Raw genomic sequence first — 16,062 nt, 5'->3', positions numbered from 1 at the left:
CGGGACCTCCCGGGCCCGCTTACCCGACGGAGCCGGACCCCCAGGGACGGACTACCGGTACGCGTTGGGGCGCGTCACGAGGCGACCACGAACGTCGCCTCGCTCTAGCCGACGCAGCGCCGACTCCAGATCTCTGAAGTCGACCTCCTCGACAACGGGTTCCAAAGTCCCGTCGGCCAATAGTCCCAACACGGCCTGCAACTCCTCGACGCTGGCGCCCAACGAACCCCGAAGTTGGATGTTCTTGGTGATGAGCAACCCCGTCGGCAAGGTCGCCTCCTGCACGCCGAGCCCCACGAGGACGATTCTTCCACCCTGCCTCACAGCGCTTATTGCGTCAGCTGTGGAGGTTCCGACACCGGCAAAGTCGAGCACGATGTCGATCTCGCCCTCGATGTCGTCGATGCCGGCGTGGCATCGGTATGCTCCCTGCTCGGCGGCGGCTGCGAAAGTTCCGGGGTCGATGTCGATGCCGTGGACCGTGGCCCCGAGCAGACTCGCGATGCGAACTGCATTGAGTCCCAGCCCGCCGAGCCCGATCACCGCGACCACCGAGCCTTCCGAGATGGCCGCTTCGGTCGCGACAGCGTGGTACGCCGTGGCAATCGAATCGGTGGCCACCGCGGCGTGGGTGAAGGGAACGCCGTCAGGAACAGGGACGAGGTTACGCACCGGCACCGCCGCGAACTCGGCGTAACCGCCGTCGAAGCCCAACCCGATCCCGTCGGCGAAATCGGCTTCGGATGCCGGGTGGGATATGAGGGCGACAGCGACGCGGTCTCCGACTGCGACTTCGCTGACCCCAGGCCCCAGTTGCATCACTGTTCCGGCGACCTCGTGGCCCAGGACGATGGGGCGTTGGCGGAGCCAGGCGTCGCCGTGTCCGTTGATGATGTGGACGTCGGACTGACACATCCCGGCTGCTTCCACCCGGATCAGCACCTGCCCCTCCCCCGCAGTGGGGTCGGGCAGGTCCAGCAGCCGCAAGCCAGAAGCTGCAGACTCGAACTGATGAGCCTTCATTGTCGTGGTTCCTTTCAGTGGCAGGCTTACCTGCGCGTACAAGATCCCCGTACCCGTTGCCTTCGGGCACAATTCGGGCACACTGAGCCAGGAGTCATGAGTGCGGCGTGTGGTGTGCCCCGTCAGTCAGAGCGCGAAGACGCCCTGGAGAAAACCGCAGATCTCCTCGACGCCGCGGGCCTGCGCTCGGAGGCCGGGCATGGTCATGAAGCCGTGGAACGCACCGTCGAGGCGGACCACATGCACCGGGGTCCCCGACTCGTCGAGGAGTTCGGCGTAGTGCAGACCGTCGTCGCGCAGCGGGTCGTGGCCGGCGACGACGACGAGGGCAGGGGGCAGGTCTCTGAAGGACTCGGCGTTGGCCGGGGTTGCGCGCGGGTCGATTCGGTCCTTCGCGGACCGCAGGTACTGATCCCAGAACCACAGTGTGTCGCGGGGGGTCAGCACCGGGGCTTCGGCATTGTCCACCCACGATGCACGTTCGACCGCATACTCGGTGGCCGGGTAGAGCAGTACCTGAGCCGCGAGCGGCGTGTCAGATCCCCGGTCCAGGTGCGTGATGGCGGCCGAGATGTTTCCTCCGGCGCTGTCTCCGCCGATCGCGATCCGGGTCGCGTCGACCCCCAGCGCTGCGGCCTGCCGGCGCAACCAACTCAGGACGGCCGCCGACTCGTCGACCGGAACCGGGAACTTGTGATCGGGTGCGAGGCGGTAATCGACCGACACCACCGCTGTCCCCGTGTCGTGGGCGATGCTGCGGCACAGATGGTCGACGCCGCCCTCGAGGGTGCCGAATGTCCATCCCCCGCCGTGTATGTAGAGCAACACCGGGAGCGGGTTGTCCGACTGCGGGCGGTACAGACGCACGGGGATGTCACCGTGAGGCCCGGACACGAACTTGTCGACGACGGAATGAACCTCTGGGCCGGTCGGTATCTGCGCGTCGCTCTGGCGGCCGAACTCTCGGACACCTGCGACCCCTAGCCCCGAGAGGCCGTTGGGCAGGACTGCAGCGAGCTGGTCGGCGACGGCCTGTGCGTCGGGGTCGAGCGCGATGGCTTGTTCGTTGGTTGTCATGTAGTCCTCAGAGGGTTGTGCTGGTCGCGGCAGCGCGGGACTTGAGTGCCAGGCCCTCGAAAGAGCCTGCCTCCCACCACTGGTCGATCATGTTCCAGAAGTCGATCTCGCTGATGTTGTGGATGTCGTTGAAGAACCCGCGGCTGACGTCGCCCTGCCCGTTGTAATAACCGGGCGTGCAGGTGGCGAAGTAGGCCAGTCGTAGCTCTTCGGTGCGTTTGGTGGCTTCGACCCATTCCCGCTGAGAGTCGGGATCGGGTTCGATGGTGGTGATGCCGTGTCGCCTGGCATGTGCGATCGTTCGGGCCGCATGGCGGGCTTTGCGGTCGAGCATGTAAGTGAAGTTGACGACGTATGCGTTCTGGCTCAGGCCCAGCTCGATGAAGTTGGGGAATCCGTGAGAGAAGAAGCCGTGCAGCGTCTTGGCGCCATCGGCGAAGTGCTCACGCATCGACAGTCCGTCCCGGCCGACGATGTCGTAGCCATACCGCTCGGTCGAGGTGGAGCCGGTCTCGAACCCGGTGGCGAAGATGATCGCGTCGACCTCGTGGTGCCGCCCGTCCACGACCAGCCCGGTGGCAGTGATGCCGTCGACGCCGGTCGGTGCGGAGACGAGGTGAACCGAAGGTTTGTTGAATGCCGGCAGATAATCATCGTTGAACGCCGGACGCTTGCACACGAACCCGAACCAGGGCTTGAGTTTTCGGGCGGTGTCCGGGTCCTTCACCTGGGAGTCGATGTGCTGGTGAATGTCGTACATCAACTTCATGTCGGCGAGTTCGGCCAGCGCCATCTGATCTTCGACCGGGAGTTCGGCGGCCGGCACGTCGATCAGGTGTTGTCCATTCAGCGACGGGAAAAGGTGCGTCCAGATGTCATCGACGAGGTCCTCGTCCTGGTGGTGTCCGTTGAGGAAGCTCAAGAAATTGTGATGCCGTTCCCGCTGCCAACCCTCCTCCAGCCCGGCCGCCCACGTGGGGTCGGTAGGTCGGTTGTCTCGAGGCCCGACGACGCTGGGGGTGCGTTGCACGACGAACAGCTCCTTGGCGTCCTCCGCCAGGAACGGCACAGCCTGAACCCCGGTGGCACCGGTGCCGATGATCGCGACTCGCTTGTCGCGGAGTTTTTCCAGATCGCCGGCGGCGCTACCGCCGGTGTAGTCGTAGTCCCACCGGCTCGTGTGGAAGATCTTGCCGGTGAACTCGTTGATCCCGGGCACCCGCGGGACCTGTGGTTTGTTCAGCGGGCCGTTGGCGCGCAGGACGAAACGTGCGCGCAGCACATCGCCGCGATCGGTGGAAACCTCCCACTGTTCCTCGTCGTCCAGCCAAGTCACCGAGGTGACGCTGGTCTGGAACAGGGCGGTCCGGTACAGGTCGTAGTGCCTGCCGATGCGCTGGGCGTGTTCGAAGATCTCCGCGCCGTCGGCATAGCGCTTGGTCGGGATGTATCCGGTCTCCTCCAGCAGCGGGAGATACACGAACGACTCGACATCGCACTGCACCCCGGGATAACGGTTCCAGTACCAGGTTCCGCCGAAATCGCCTGCCTGCTCGACGATCCGGAAGTCGGTGACGTTGTTCTTGGTGAGATAGGCGCCGGCGAGCAGGCCGCCGAAGCCGCCGCCGAGAACGACGACCTCGAGGTCCTCGGTGACCGGTTCACGCTGCACGGGCTCCGACCAGGGGTCGCTGCTGTCGAGTTCGAGGACGTCCGACAGGCCCTGGAACTGCTCCAGGGTCTCGCCTTTGAGGCGCGCCTCCCGTTCGCGTGCGTAGCGCTCTCGGACCTGGCTCGGATCGAACTCAACGGCAACGGGTGTGCCAGAGATGGGTAGTTTTGCACTCATGTGAGATTCCTTTCGCTCACTGAAGCCGCCTGAAACCGTGTTTGCGTTGGATTCGGGCAGCCTTGAACTAGCCACGCCTCAGGTGGTCGTGGCCGAACGGCTTGTCTGCGGTGTCCGGTCGCCTCTATGGGATGAGGACCAGACGAATCGGGTCGCCTTCCTTGCACTCGAGTTGTCGGACTGCCTCTGCAGCACTGTCGAGGGGAATGTGAGCCGAGATCGACGCCGACAGGTCGAGGCGCTGCCACTCGATCAGTCGGACGAGCTGCTCGACATGAGGCGGCAGGTACCCGTAGTGCCCGAGAACCTGCTGATGATGGGCGATCAGGGCGACGCTGTTGTCGATCCGGATCGGCTGACCGCTGATACCCGTGATGACCAGTCTGCCACCGGGATTGAGTAAGGCCAGCGCTTGTTCATCGATCCCGGGAAAACCGGCGAAGTCGAACGCCACATCGACACCGCGTCCGCGCGTGGCTCGAGTCATCTGTTCCGGGAAGCCGGATTCAGTGGGATCGAGCGCAGCATCGGCGCCCCGAGTCAGAGCCTTGTCCCTGGCGGCGGGGAGGGGATCGATGGCGATGATGGGGGCGGCGCCGATCATTTTCAGAAGTTGTATCGCGTGCACACCCAGGCCCCCCACGCCCCAAACCGCGGCTGACTCGCCTGCCTGCACTTTCGCCGTATGCGAGACAGCGGCCCAGGGTGTGGACACAGCGTCTGGGATGATGCAGGCCTGGTCGAACGGAAGCGAATCCGGAATTCCGACGAGCACCTGTTGGGGCACGACAACGTATTCCGCCCAGCCACCGTCGTAATCGACGCCCATGGTGTCGACCCCCCACGGTCGTGCGATCACTGCCTGCAATGTCACACGGTCGCCTTCGGCCCATCCTCTGGTCTGCGGGCCGAGGGCATCGACGGTCCCGGCGACTTCGTGTCCCAGCGTCCGGATGGCTTCCGCGTCCCGGAGGGGAGCGACCATACCGCTGATGAGGTGGACATCGGAAAGACAAACCCCGGCTGCAGCTACCTTGACACGCACTTCACCTGGGCCTGGAAGTGGTACCGGCACTTCGCGTATCGCGAACTCATGGGTACCGAAGTCGACCCGTCCTGCCTTCATCGTGCTAGTCATCGATGCCCCCTCGGCGTCGGGCCATGTCTTTCTGGCCGGCTGTTGTCATCGTGTCGAACGAACAGATGCGCACGAGTTCGACGAAAGCGGTTGTCACAACACGTTCCTTTGCAGTGATCCGTTGCGTTGCAGCGATTTCAGCTTGTCGGAAGCAGGATCGGCTTGATGATGTCACCAGCGAGTGCTTGCTGTTCGGCAGTGTTGATGTCGGCCAGGTCGAATGTCGTGACCAGGCGGTCGAAGGGGAAGTTGCCGGCTTTCCACAGCTCGATGAGGCGCGGAATGAAGGTTTGCGGGTTGACGTCGCCCTCGAGGATTCCGGTGATGGTCCGGCCGGACGTCAGTGCCAGCGGTGCGATCGCGAGGTCACCCTGCTGGACGCCGACCAGACCGAGCACGGACCGCAGCGAGAGCGACTCGAGAACTGCGGAGATGATCGCCGGTAGTCCCGTCGTGTCGAGGCCGTAGCGGACTCCTGCGGGGGCGATGTCTCGGATCTGCTGGGTGAGGTCGCCGGTGCCACCGGTGATCGTGTGCGTGGCGCCGAGGTCGCGTGCGAGCGTGAGGCGATCCTCGTTGAGATCGACCGCGATGATCGGCGCGGCGCCCGCGACCTTTGCGCCCATGACCGCAGACAGTCCGACCGCACCCGTACCGGTGATCACCACACCCTCGCCGGCGCGGACGTCGAGCGCTTCGAGGATCGCTCCGGCCCCGGTCTGCACCCCGCAGCCCAGCGGTCCGAGGAGCTCGATGGGCAGGTCCTTGTCGACGACAACGGCATTGGTGGCGTCGACCAGTACGTGGGTGGCGAACGAAGACTGTCCGAACCACCGCCCGGCCACAGGTTTGCCTTCGTCGTCGGACAGCGGGGTCGAACCGTCGAGAGCATTGCCGCCGAGGTTGCGGGGCAGAAAGGTGTCGCAATACGCGGGATGTGCGTCGCGACAGTTGGTGCAGGTTCCGCAGTAGTCGAAGCTCAGGACCACGTGGTCGCCGACCTGGACGGTCGTGACGGCCGCGCCGGCGGATTCGACGATGCCTGCGCCTTCGTGTCCCAGGACGATCGGTGGGGTGCCGAAACCGGCACCTGCGCGCGGGAGCACATCGGTGTGGCAGTGACCGGCACCGACGATGCGCACCACCACCTGTTCCGGGCTGGGGTCGGCGAGTTCGAGGCTTTCGATGGTGAACGGGGTTTGCTCTCCGCGCAGCACGGCAGCTGTGATTTTCATGGAATCGCTTTCGATCGGGTCAGGGGAGGAAGATCGACTTGGTCTGCTGGTAGGCGTGCAGGCCCTCGGGGCCCAGCTCGCGTCCGAGTCCGCTGGCCTTCACTCCGCCGAACGGCGAGGAGAAATCCAGCGCGTAGTTGTTGACGCCGACACTCCCGGTCTGGACGCGCCGTGCGACGTCGATGCCTCGTTCTTGATCGGAGGTCCACACCGTGCCGCCCAGACCGAAGTCGGAGTCGTTGGCGATCGCGATGGCCTCGTCGACATCGTTGTAGGACAGCACGGCCAGGACAGGCCCGAATATCTCCTCACGGGCGATGGTGTGGGAGTTGTCGACGTCGTCGAACACGGTCGGGGCCACGAACCAACCGTTCCCGGCATCGGGGCGACTACCGCCGGTAGTGATCCGACCACCGTCCGCCAACCCTTTGGCGATGTAGTTCTCGACTCGTTTCTGCTGGTTCGCCGTGGCCAGCGGACCGATCTGCGTGGTCGCCTCGAGTGCGTCACCCACCTTGAGCGATCGGGCGAAATCGGTGAGGATGTCGACGGTTTCGCGGTGACGAGTGCGTGGGACCAGCACGCGGGTGCCGAGGTAGCAGGTCTGCCCGTTGTTCATCAAGGTCGCGGCGAAGAACTGCTCCAGCAGGGAAGACAGGTCCGCGTCGTCGAGAATGATAGATGCGGACTTGCCTCCCAGTTCGAGGGTGACGGGCCGGATCAGACGGCCACAGACCTCGCCGATGGCGCGTCCGGCGGGGGTGGAACCGGTGAAGGCGACCTTGTCGACACCGGGGTGGGCCACCAGGTGGGCTCCGACCTCACGTCCTCCATGGACGATGTTGATGACGCCGTCGGGAATGTCGGAGGCCTCGATGGCAGCGGCCAGCACATAGGAGTCGAGCACGGTCTCCGGGGACGGCTTGATGACCACTGTGCAGCCCGCCGCCAGCAGCGGCGCCACTTTGAAGAAGGTCAAGGTCTGCGGAAAGTTCCACGGGACCACCGCAGCGACGACGCCGATGGGTTCGCGCCGCACCACCGTCGTGCCGGCGCCACCGAATGCGGTGCGGCGCTCTTCGATGGGCTGCGCGGTAGCCAGCTCGGCGTAGTAGCGCAGCAGTGTGGCCGGGATGACCGCTTCGGTCGCCGAGGCGATCGAGATGGGCATGCCGTTCTGGATGCTGACTGCGCGAGCGGTTTCTGCACGTCGGCCCTCGATCTGCTCGGCGAGGGAGTTGATCGCCGACGCCCGCTGTTCCGCGCTCCACGACGACCAGTCCGATTCGTCGAATGCGCGGCGCGCTGCCGCAACGGCCATGTCGATGTCCTCGGTCACCGATTCGGGCACGGAGGTGATCTGTTCACCGGTGCTCGCGTTGATAACCGCAAATCGGTTCGAGCTCGCCGGTCGGGTCCAGCGACCGTCAATCCAGAAGTCCTGTGGGGGCAGATCCAGTGCGATTGTCATGAAAGGTGTCCTGTCTGTTGCGGATTCGAGTGGTGGGGAGAGTTCGAGGGGTCAGAGGCCGATGTGGTGGAGGTTCTCGTTTGGTCAGGTATGACCGCATCAATTCGAAACAGGCACTGCAGAGAGGGTTGTCGCGGATGAACGCCGCGGCTTCCACCACCGGGGCCCTCGCCGCGTGCGCGGTCGCCCGTTGAGCAACACCCGTTGCGCCGGCGTGCCGACGACAGCGCGATCTCACGTGCGATGACTCCGAATTACGCAGTAGTCGAACGACTTTCGACTCAACCTGAGGCGTGTACGGACGCTTGCGATGCCGTTCGCAACCCAGTGCCCGGCACAGCGCCATCGTCACGGTTGCCTCCCATCGAAAGTTGACACATCGTCGATTAGAATTAACACAATGTCACAATGTTGCTCAGGTCACAAGGGTTGCCTCGTGGACTTCGGGCTGTCGCCACATCTGCGGTCGTCCGAGGCGGGTCGGGCTAGGCGCGGGTCGACTACGTGTGACACAACGTCGCTGGGTGGTGCGCGCGAATGTTCGTAGCGTCCACCGCCCGCGGGAAAAGCTCTGGCCCTGTCGGCGCGGACGCGTGTCATCGCCGGCGCAGAGATTGGCTGGATCGGCGACTTCGTGGGCTTTGAACGAGCCAGGCCGTGCTGACACACGCGGGCAGCGACCCAGGTGAGCGGTCGACGCCCCGTCACGGTTTTAGTCGTATAGTCCGCTGTGCAGCAGCATGTTGATCACACGTGCATGCTCGTCAGCTCGACTTGCCGGCATATCTCGACGGTCTGGTGGCCGAGGCCGACGTGGTCGGACACATCCACCTGAATGGCGCTCTGCGCAGTGGCAGGGGTGCAGCGCGAGTTGTCTGCGGAGACGGCCCGCGGCACGATGATCGCGCGGCTGCCGGTTGGGCGATTCTCAGTCGGGTGCCGGCCTGGGGACCGAGGCCTCAACACGTGGTGCGGTATCGGCGGAGGGATTCGCCGTCGCTTGATCAGCGTAGAGTGGCGTCCTCCTCGGCATCTGACACGGCGCACTGGGTGCCTGTCGTACGCCGGAAACGGCGGTCGCCCCCGTACCAACGTCTGTTATGAAGTGCCTCGGCCCCAGGCTGCGGCAAGCCATATTGCTGTGACGCTGTTGAACATTCGTAGCGTTTCGGCGTGGTCGGCGCCGCTGACGCAGTTGAGGTAGAAGGCGTGTTGCATCATGTAGTTCAGGTCGGTGATGAGGCGGGCAACATCGTCTGTCGCCGGATGCGCTAGCCCGGCACGTATGTCGTCGCGCAGTTGTTCGGTGAGTGCGTCGGTGAGGCGGCGGTTCCAGGTGTTCCACAGCGCGGCGATTCGTGGGTCGACTGGGATCGCTTGAATGGATGCGACGAGGACGGCAGCATGCTTCTTCCAGATTCCAAGCGCAGCGCGGCCGGTGCGGTCCAAAAAGGCTGCCGGATCCTCGTCGGGTTGGCGGGTGAAGACGTCGGTCTGGTCGGCGTAGGTGGCCCAGGCTTCTGAGGTCAACACCGCGAGTGCGGCGTACTTGGAGTCGAAGTATGCGTAGAAGGCGGACCTGCTGACCCCGGCCTCATTTGCGATTTCGGCGATCCCGAGTTCGTCTATGGACCGGCTTGTCAGCAGTCGAGCGATGCCATCGAGGAGCGAGCGTCGTTGCCGTTCCCCCTTGGCCGGCGCCGACACTCGCCGGTCACCGATCAGCGGCTCGCGCGCACGATCGGTGGTCGGGTTGGACATGTACAGACTGTAGCGCCTCAAAGCATCTGAATCAGATTACTCCTTTAGCCAGTCGCGCTTCGCGACGACCAAAACTCCACTTCAAAACGTTATTGACACCCCGTCACTTTTTTGCGACACTGTGTCAGTAATGTAAGCCGCATCACACTCCGGGATGCAAGTACTACTCGGCACCGCCCCTGACAGCTCCGTCGATGTGGCCGTGTGTCAGTCGACGACAGGTAAGGACACCTCTGATGGCGAAGTTGGACATCACCTCCCAGACGCGTGGAATCGACGCATTTCTCGAGACGATCGACAATCCGCTGCATCGCAAGATCATCGCGAACTACCGTAGGCACGCGATTTTCGAGATTTGTGGTTACAAGGACCGGATCTTCACTCCGGAGATGACGGTGGAACATCCGCGGTATTACCTCAATGTCAACGGGATGAGTGTGACGCTCGACGGCCGCGATGAGGTGCTGAGCTTCTACAGCTCGTTGGAAGAGCGTGAGGCGACAGTGATGGTTGTCGAGGACGAGCAGCTGGCGGTCTCAGATTGGGGGTTCGCATCCGAGGCGTGGTTCAACTCATTCATGCCAGGTTCCCTTGTGCCGCAGGGCTGGGATGCTGATCCAGACAAGCTCTACATTTTGCGGCAGTATCTGTGCATGCATTGGCCCTACGACGAGCAGGGCCGGATGATCGGTGAGCATGTCTTCGAGCACGCGGCGATCGCCGACCTGAAGGAGGTCGGCGAGGATGAGTACATCACGCTGAGTGAAGCCCGAAAGAAGCTGCTGCCACTGCAGCAGGAACTGCCCCAGATCACTTCCGCCGCAGTGAACTGATGGCGGGGTCGATGAGATGAGTTGTCTGTTTGGCTGAGGGTGGCGTGGCACGCCGTGCGGCAGTCAAAGGCGGCACCTGGCGCGATGGCCGTGGTGGTCGGGGCGGGGCCTATCGGGCTGGGGATCATCCTGGCCCCGAACGCACATGGCATCGGCTACTACGCGAGGCACATGTAAAGCTCGTTGCCGCAGCCAAGGCGTTGGCTGAGGACTCGCTTGCGGCTGTCTTCGTTTGCCAGCCAGGCCCGACTGACCCCAGTGCGTCTGACTTCTGCTCTTCCTACACACACCTTTTGGAGTACAACATGTATCCCGGCACTCACGCCGCCAACCGTCCCGACAAGCCAGCCCTCGTCATGGCTTCGACCGGTCAGGTCGTCACCTATGCTCAGCTGGAACACAATTCACGCCAGATTGCGCACTTGTTCGGCGAGCTGGGATTGCGCCGGGGCGATCACATCGCGGTGGTGTCGACCAACGAAGCCCGCATCTTCGAAATCTACTGGGCGGCCCTGCGCACCGGTCTGTACATCACCGCGGTCAACAGTCACCTGACCGCGGCTGAGGTCGCCTACATCGTCGGTGACTGCGAGGCCAAGGCGGTGTTCTTCTCGGCGTCGATGGCGAAGATCGCCGTTGATGCAGAACTGCACGCCGCGACACCTCGCGTGCTGCTCCGGTTGAGCTTCGGCGGCGACATCCAAGGGCATCGGCGGCTGGAGACGTTGATGCAGACGATGCCCACCACCGAGCCCGTCGACCAACCTCGCGGCGCGGACATGCTGTACTCCTCGGGTACCACCGGCAAACCGAAAGGCATCGAGCCCACCCTGCCCGACCGCCAGGTCGGTGACCCCGGGGACACCATGACCGCCCTGGCGCGCGACCGGTGGTCCTTCGACGCCGACACCGTCTATCTCTCGCCCGCGCCGCTGTATCACGCTGCGCCGCTGCGCACGTGCGCAGCAGTACAAGCTCTCGGCGGCACCGTCGTCGTCATGGACCGTTTCGACGCCGAACGTGCCCTCGAACTCATCGAGGCCTACCGCATCACCCACAGCCAATGGGTACCAACAATGTTCGTACGGATGCTCAAACTCGACAAACACATCCGCACCAAATACGACGTGTCCTCCCTCCGGGTAGCCATTCACGCCGCCGCACCGTGCCCGGTCGAAGTCAAACACGCCATGATCGACTGGTGGGGTCCCATTCTCCTCGAGTACTACTCATCGACCGAGCTCAACGGCATGACCCTGATCAGCTCACAGGAATGGCTGCGCAAACCGGGCTCGGTCGGCCGCGACAACGTCCTGGGCACCGCGCACATCTGCGACGACGACGGCCGCGAACTCCCACCCAATGAAGTAGGGGTGCTCTACTTCGAACGCGACAGTCTGCCCTTCCGATACCACAACGATCCGGACAAGACCGCGAAAGCCCAGCACCCCCAGCACCCGACGTGGACCACCACCGGCGACGTGGGCTACCTCGACGAAGACCGTTACCTCTTTCTCACCGACCGTAAGTCGTTCATGATCATCTCCGGTGGGGTCAACATCTACCCCCAAGAGATCGAGAACTGCCTCACCATGCACCCGCAGGTACTCGACATCGCAGTCATCGGCGAGCCCGACCCCGACCTGGGCGAGTCTGTCCTGGCAGTCGTGCAACGCGACACCGACGACCATGACCACGACAATGTCATCGAGCAGTCCCTGCGCACCCTCGCCGCCGACCGACTCGCCCGCTACAAGCAGCCGCGGCGATACCTCTTCGTCGACCAACTCCCGCGGACACCGACCGGCAAGCTCGCCAAACACCGGATCGTTACCCCCTGACCATCCTCTCGTCTCGACCGACACCAGGGAGTCACCCTGTTCGTGGTTAGTTGATGGCCACCGTCGGTATCCGGAGAAACGGTCAGGGGCGCCCGGCTCATCGAACTCTCGGCTGTCATCGAACCGTCCGGCCTCGGCCTGACTCCGCTCCCACACACCACACACACCAGGATCGGCCGGGATATCCAATGCTCCAGCCTCGAGATTCGTGTCGCCGTCCTGAACGACCCCGCGCGAAGCCGCGATGAACCAACCGGGCGAGCGGCTCGTCCGCGACCCCCGACCCCCGGGAGCCGTCGCCGGGTTCGGCGCCGCGCGTGAGGGTGTCCGATATCCGGTGCAAGCGGCGGTTTCCGATTGCTCGGTGGGTCAGCGTTCTTCGGCTGCGGGCATACGATCGGCAACGAAGATTGCGAGGGCGTAGAGCGCTGGCTTCCAGCGCACGCCCCACTTCGTCTGACCGGTACCCTTCGGGTCCAGCGACCGGGTCACCAGGAGGGCGTTTTGAGTGGGGATTGCTCGTTCGGGAAGTGGTCCGCACCACCTGATCCACATTGGTGACGCGACGTTTGCTCTTACCGACGATCACCGGATCGAAGTGCTTTGCGGTCGCGGAGGACCTCGGTGGCCACCTGCCCGCACGCGCCAGTCAGGACCCGTTTCGTGCACGTGCCGTTCCGCGAATTTCCGGTGTCGCGGCCGACCACGTCATGTTTGTCGTAGCCAAGATGTTCGGTCATCTCCTCAACATCGAGCGCGGAGTCGAGGACGCTCCTGGTCAACGCGCAGCCCGTCAGCCGGTCAGCGCCACCCCGTGAGCGCGTGAGCTACGTACCAGATCGCTCACCAAAGCCTGCTCGGCCTTCGAGAGCTCACGCACCGCATCCGCCGGCCTGAACCGGTCCTGCCACCGGGGCATCCATGGGCCCGATCGTGTCGGTCATCGTCGTAATTCCTCCTGTCCCACGCCGGGGCGATCAAAACAATTCCACCAAATCAGACAGCGCCGCGCGTGAAGCACAGCAGCGCAGCACCTTTCGTAGGTGAGCTGATCAGCTGTACAGGTCGGTAGGTCTGGGACCGTGGTGAGGCCACGTTGTTCTCGAACGACTCTCGATCGATCAACCCGAGCGGGCGGCGCCGACCATCGGCCACGTGTGTTCCCCGACGCGATTCCGGTTTCTCAGGCGGTGTCGCGGGCGCCGAGATGGGAATCGTATAGGGCGGCCATGTGCTGTTCGAGGTGCTCGAGAAGGTCCTGGTGGTCGGTCGTGGTCGGATCGATCTTGCGGCCCAGGCGCCCCAGCTCGACGAGCAGCGGGATCGTGTCGAGGCCGAGCTGGGTGAGCGAGTAGCGCCCCTGCCTACCCCGTGAGACCTCGGTCTTGGACAGAAATCCCGACGCAGTGAGGTCGGCGAGACGGCGAGACAAGACGGGGGCGCTGATGCCTTCTGTGCTGCCGGTCAGCAACTCGCGGAACGACCTGCGGTCGTACATGGCGATGTCGCGCAGGATGAGCAAGCTCCACTGGTCACCCACCATTTCCAGTGTCCGATTGATCGGGCATTCGGAACGGGGTTCAGAGATCATCAGCCCTCCGTGGTGGTTGCAGTTTGTTATCACTCAGAGTACCATCGGCAAAACCAGTAACACATTGCAACTACTTACGCGCGCTGGTCGCGGAAGGCGGAGGCAGAAGTGAGAGCATTCATCCTGAAGAAGTACGGTGGCCCGTTCGAAGAGGCGCGGGTGCCCCGGCCGACCCCCGCCCGCGGGCAGGTTCTTGTTCGGGTGGAGGCTGCGGGCATCAATCCCGCCGACGAACGGAGCCGCAAGGGCGAGTTCAAGCTGATGTTCCACCCCCACCTGCCAGGTGTGGCCGGCGGCGAGCTCTCCGGTGAGGTCCTCGCAGTCGGACAGGGAGTGTCGAGGTTCGCGGTCGGCGACCGGGTGATCGCCTACACCGGCGTCGAAACCATGGGTGCCTATGCGGAATTCGCTGCCGTCGACGAGGTGGCGCTTGCGCCTGCACCCTCGACCGTTTCGCTGGTCGACGCTGCTGCTCTGCCCGTTGCGGGGCTCACCGCCTGGGAGGCATTGGTCACGATCGGGCGCGTGCAACCGCGCCAGCGGGTCCTGATCCACGGCGGATCCGGAGCCGTCGGTTCGATCACGATTCAACTGGCGAAGCACCTGGGTGCCACCGTCGTCACAACCGTGTCCGCGGCCAGCGCCGGCTTTGTCCGGGAGTTGGGCGCTGACGAGGTCATCGACTACCGCCACGAGGACTTCGTCACCAAACTTGCCGACGACCCGGTTGATCTGGTCCTCGACACCCAGGGGGGCGAGACGACCACCCGATCACTCGAGGTGGTGCGCCCCGGGGGGCTCGTGGTCGGGATCGCCGGCACCCCGGATCCCGGGCTGGCCGAACAGGCCGCGGCCCCGTTGCCGGTGAAGCTGGCGATTGGAGCTCTGAGCGCTGGACTCCGACGCCGTGCCCGCAAGCGCGGCGTCCGCTACACGTTCCTGTTCATCCAGCCCGACGGCTCGGCCCTTGAGCGGGTGGTCGGCCTCGTCGACAGCGGCGCGCTGCGGCCCGTTGTCGACCGGGTGCTTCCGTTTCGCAGCACGCTCGCGGCAATGGAGCAGGTCCTATCCGGCGGCAGACGCGGCAAGGTGTTGGTCACCACCCTGCCGGGTGCAGTCACCGCCGGTCCGACCGAGGACGCCACCGATGAAGTGCTTGACGCGCCCATCGGCATCGGCAATCCAGCAGAGTCCTCGCGCCCCGCCACCTGGTCCGAGACACCCACCAGCACCATCACCGTTGCCGGCGACTCGCTGGTCTACCGCGACCTCGGACCGTTGGGCGGAACGCCGGTCGTCGTGCTCACCCACCTGGGTGCCACCCTTGACGAGTGGGACCCGGCGGTCATCGACCCACTAGCCGCCGAACACCGGGTCATCGCTCTCGAGCTGGCCGGTGTGGGCGGCTCCGGTGGAGCGATCCCCGACACAGTGCAACAGATGGCCGACACCGCACGCGCCATGATCGCAGCCCTCGACCTGGGACACGTCGACCTGTTCGGCTTCTCACTCGGCGGCTTCATCGCCCAGCAGATCGCGCTCGACGCCCCCGACCTGGTCCGTCGGCTCGTCCTGACCGGCACCGGCCCAGCAGGCGGCCGCGGAATCGACCGCCTGACCGGGCCCGCCTACATATTCTGGGACATGCTGCGCGCAGCCCTGCACCGCACGGACGCCAAAGAGTTTCTCTTCTTCCCCCGCACTCCCGCGGGCAAAACCGCCGCCCGCGACTACCTCAGCCGGATCAGCCTGCGCGCCATAGACAAAGACCGACCGATGGCGATCCGCGGCTTCAACCGACAGATCGCTGCCATCCGCCGGTGGGGGCGGCAACAACCCCACGATCTGTCTCGGATCACCGCGCCCACCCTGATCGCCAACGGCGACCACGACCGCATGGTGCCCACCGAACTCTCCCGGGACATGCACCGCCGAATCCCCGACAGCACGTTGATGATCTTTCCGGACGCGGGGCACGGCGGTGTGTTCCAGAATCATCGAGAGTTCACCGACCTCCTACTAGCGCATCTGTCAACAGACACCCAGACCACGGCCGCCAGTCGATGAGCGGCGGCCGCACGCCACGCAGCGTCCGACGCCGGCAAGGCGGCTCGTCTCGGTTCGAGAGCATCAAGACCACTTCAGGTCCTCTCACCTCGATGCATGCCATCACATGTTTGATTTCCTTCACAGACACAGCCGCCCCGGTTCTGACTCCGCGGCGTGGCGATTGCACCAGCAAG

At 64.4% G+C, this 16,062-nt stretch carries 11 protein-coding genes and 2 pseudogenes; 3 read left to right on the top strand and 10 right to left on the bottom strand.

Annotation, left to right across the window (positions count from 1 at the left end; genetic code table 11):
• Nucleotides 1-51: 51 nt before the first annotated feature.
• From BCM27_RS04540 to BCM27_RS04510, 7 genes are all read right to left on the bottom strand, one after another.
• Nucleotides 52-1,095, bottom strand: a complete 1,044-nt coding sequence (locus BCM27_RS04540) for a zinc-binding dehydrogenase (protein ID WP_239450657.1) — start codon at nt 1,093-1,095, stop codon at nt 52-54.
• A 54-nt stretch (nt 1,096-1,149) separates the two neighbouring features.
• Nucleotides 1,150-2,100, bottom strand: coding sequence for an alpha/beta hydrolase (locus BCM27_RS04535; protein ID WP_004023263.1), 951 nt, complete (start codon nt 2,098-2,100; stop codon nt 1,150-1,152).
• A gap of 7 nt (nt 2,101-2,107) precedes the next feature.
• Complete coding sequence (locus BCM27_RS04530) at nt 2,108-3,949, bottom strand: flavin-containing monooxygenase (protein WP_004023264.1); 1,842 nt, start codon at nt 3,947-3,949, stop codon at nt 2,108-2,110.
• 124 nt (nt 3,950-4,073) lie between these two features.
• Nucleotides 4,074-5,087 (bottom strand): zinc-binding dehydrogenase, encoded by a 1,014-nt coding sequence (locus BCM27_RS04525; protein WP_004023265.1) that lies wholly within the window; start codon nt 5,085-5,087, stop codon nt 4,074-4,076.
• 137 nt (nt 5,088-5,224) lie between these two features.
• The gene (locus tag BCM27_RS04520) at nt 5,225-6,322 is read right to left on the bottom strand and encodes an NAD(P)-dependent alcohol dehydrogenase (protein WP_004023266.1); all 1,098 of its coding nucleotides are present in this window, start codon (nt 6,320-6,322) and stop codon (nt 5,225-5,227) included.
• A 19-nt stretch (nt 6,323-6,341) separates the two neighbouring features.
• Entirely contained in the window at nt 6,342-7,793 is a 1,452-nt protein-coding gene (locus tag BCM27_RS04515) for an aldehyde dehydrogenase (protein ID WP_004023267.1), read from the bottom strand.
• A 1,098-nt stretch (nt 7,794-8,891) separates the two neighbouring features.
• Nucleotides 8,892-9,554 (bottom strand): TetR/AcrR family transcriptional regulator, encoded by a 663-nt coding sequence (locus BCM27_RS04510; RefSeq protein ID WP_051987163.1) that lies wholly within the window; start codon nt 9,552-9,554, stop codon nt 8,892-8,894.
• Between the two features lie 236 nt (nt 9,555-9,790).
• On the opposite strand from BCM27_RS04510, the gene BCM27_RS04505 reads away from it, so the two are divergent.
• A complete protein-coding gene (locus tag BCM27_RS04505) occupies nt 9,791-10,387 on the top strand; it encodes a hypothetical protein (RefSeq protein WP_004023269.1) in 597 nt (198 codons plus the stop codon).
• A gap of 305 nt (nt 10,388-10,692) precedes the next feature.
• Nucleotides 10,693-12,228, top strand: a complete 1,536-nt coding sequence (locus BCM27_RS04500; protein ID WP_004023271.1) for an acyl-CoA synthetase — start codon at nt 10,693-10,695, stop codon at nt 12,226-12,228.
• A gap of 369 nt (nt 12,229-12,597) precedes the next feature.
• On the opposite strand, the pseudogene BCM27_RS26290 reads toward BCM27_RS04500, so the two are convergent.
• The 3 genes and pseudogenes from BCM27_RS26290 to BCM27_RS04495 all read right to left on the bottom strand — a co-directional run.
• Nucleotides 12,598-12,761 (bottom strand): annotated as a pseudogene (locus BCM27_RS26290) (IS256 family transposase); the annotation flags it as partial.
• 5 nt (nt 12,762-12,766) lie between these two features.
• A pseudogene (locus BCM27_RS26035) lies at nt 12,767-13,147 on the bottom strand (transposase); the annotation flags it as partial.
• Between the two features lie 264 nt (nt 13,148-13,411).
• Nucleotides 13,412-13,819, bottom strand: a complete 408-nt coding sequence (locus tag BCM27_RS04495; RefSeq protein WP_033204372.1) for a winged helix-turn-helix transcriptional regulator — start codon at nt 13,817-13,819, stop codon at nt 13,412-13,414.
• A gap of 108 nt (nt 13,820-13,927) precedes the next feature.
• On the opposite strand from BCM27_RS04495, the gene BCM27_RS26245 reads away from it, so the two are divergent.
• The gene (locus BCM27_RS26245) at nt 13,928-15,886 is read left to right on the top strand and encodes an alpha/beta fold hydrolase (protein WP_004023276.1); all 1,959 of its coding nucleotides are present in this window, start codon (nt 13,928-13,930) and stop codon (nt 15,884-15,886) included.
• Nucleotides 15,887-16,062 lie beyond the last annotated feature (176 nt).

The organism is Gordonia terrae, assembly GCF_001698225.1.
Classification (GTDB): domain Bacteria; phylum Actinomycetota; class Actinomycetes; order Mycobacteriales; family Mycobacteriaceae; genus Gordonia; species Gordonia terrae.
Note: the sequence above shows the minus strand (reverse complement) of the source record. Positions and strands in the feature narration are given on the sequence as shown.

Bases quoted from the DNA above. Each gene is read 5' to 3' on its own strand.
- BCM27_RS04505 (WP_004023269.1), top strand. From the start codon at position 9,791: ATGGCGAAGTTGGACATCACCTCCCAGACGCGTGGAATCGACGCATTT.
- BCM27_RS04510 (WP_051987163.1), bottom strand. From the start codon at position 9,554: ATGTCCAACCCGACCACCGATCGTGCGCGCGAGCCGCTGATCGGTGAC.
- BCM27_RS04530 (WP_004023264.1), bottom strand. From the start codon at position 3,949: ATGAGTGCAAAACTACCCATCTCTGGCACACCCGTTGCCGTTGAGTTC.
- BCM27_RS04525 (WP_004023265.1), bottom strand. From the start codon at position 5,087: ATGACTAGCACGATGAAGGCAGGACGGGTCGACTTCGGTACCCATGAG.
- BCM27_RS04500 (WP_004023271.1), top strand. From the start codon at position 10,693: ATGTATCCCGGCACTCACGCCGCCAACCGTCCCGACAAGCCAGCCCTC.
- BCM27_RS04495 (WP_033204372.1), bottom strand. From the start codon at position 13,819: ATGATCTCTGAACCCCGTTCCGAATGCCCGATCAATCGGACACTGGAA.
- BCM27_RS04515 (WP_004023267.1), bottom strand. From the start codon at position 7,793: ATGACAATCGCACTGGATCTGCCCCCACAGGACTTCTGGATTGACGGT.
- BCM27_RS04520 (WP_004023266.1), bottom strand. From the start codon at position 6,322: ATGAAAATCACAGCTGCCGTGCTGCGCGGAGAGCAAACCCCGTTCACC.
- BCM27_RS04535 (WP_004023263.1), bottom strand. From the start codon at position 2,100: ATGACAACCAACGAACAAGCCATCGCGCTCGACCCCGACGCACAGGCC.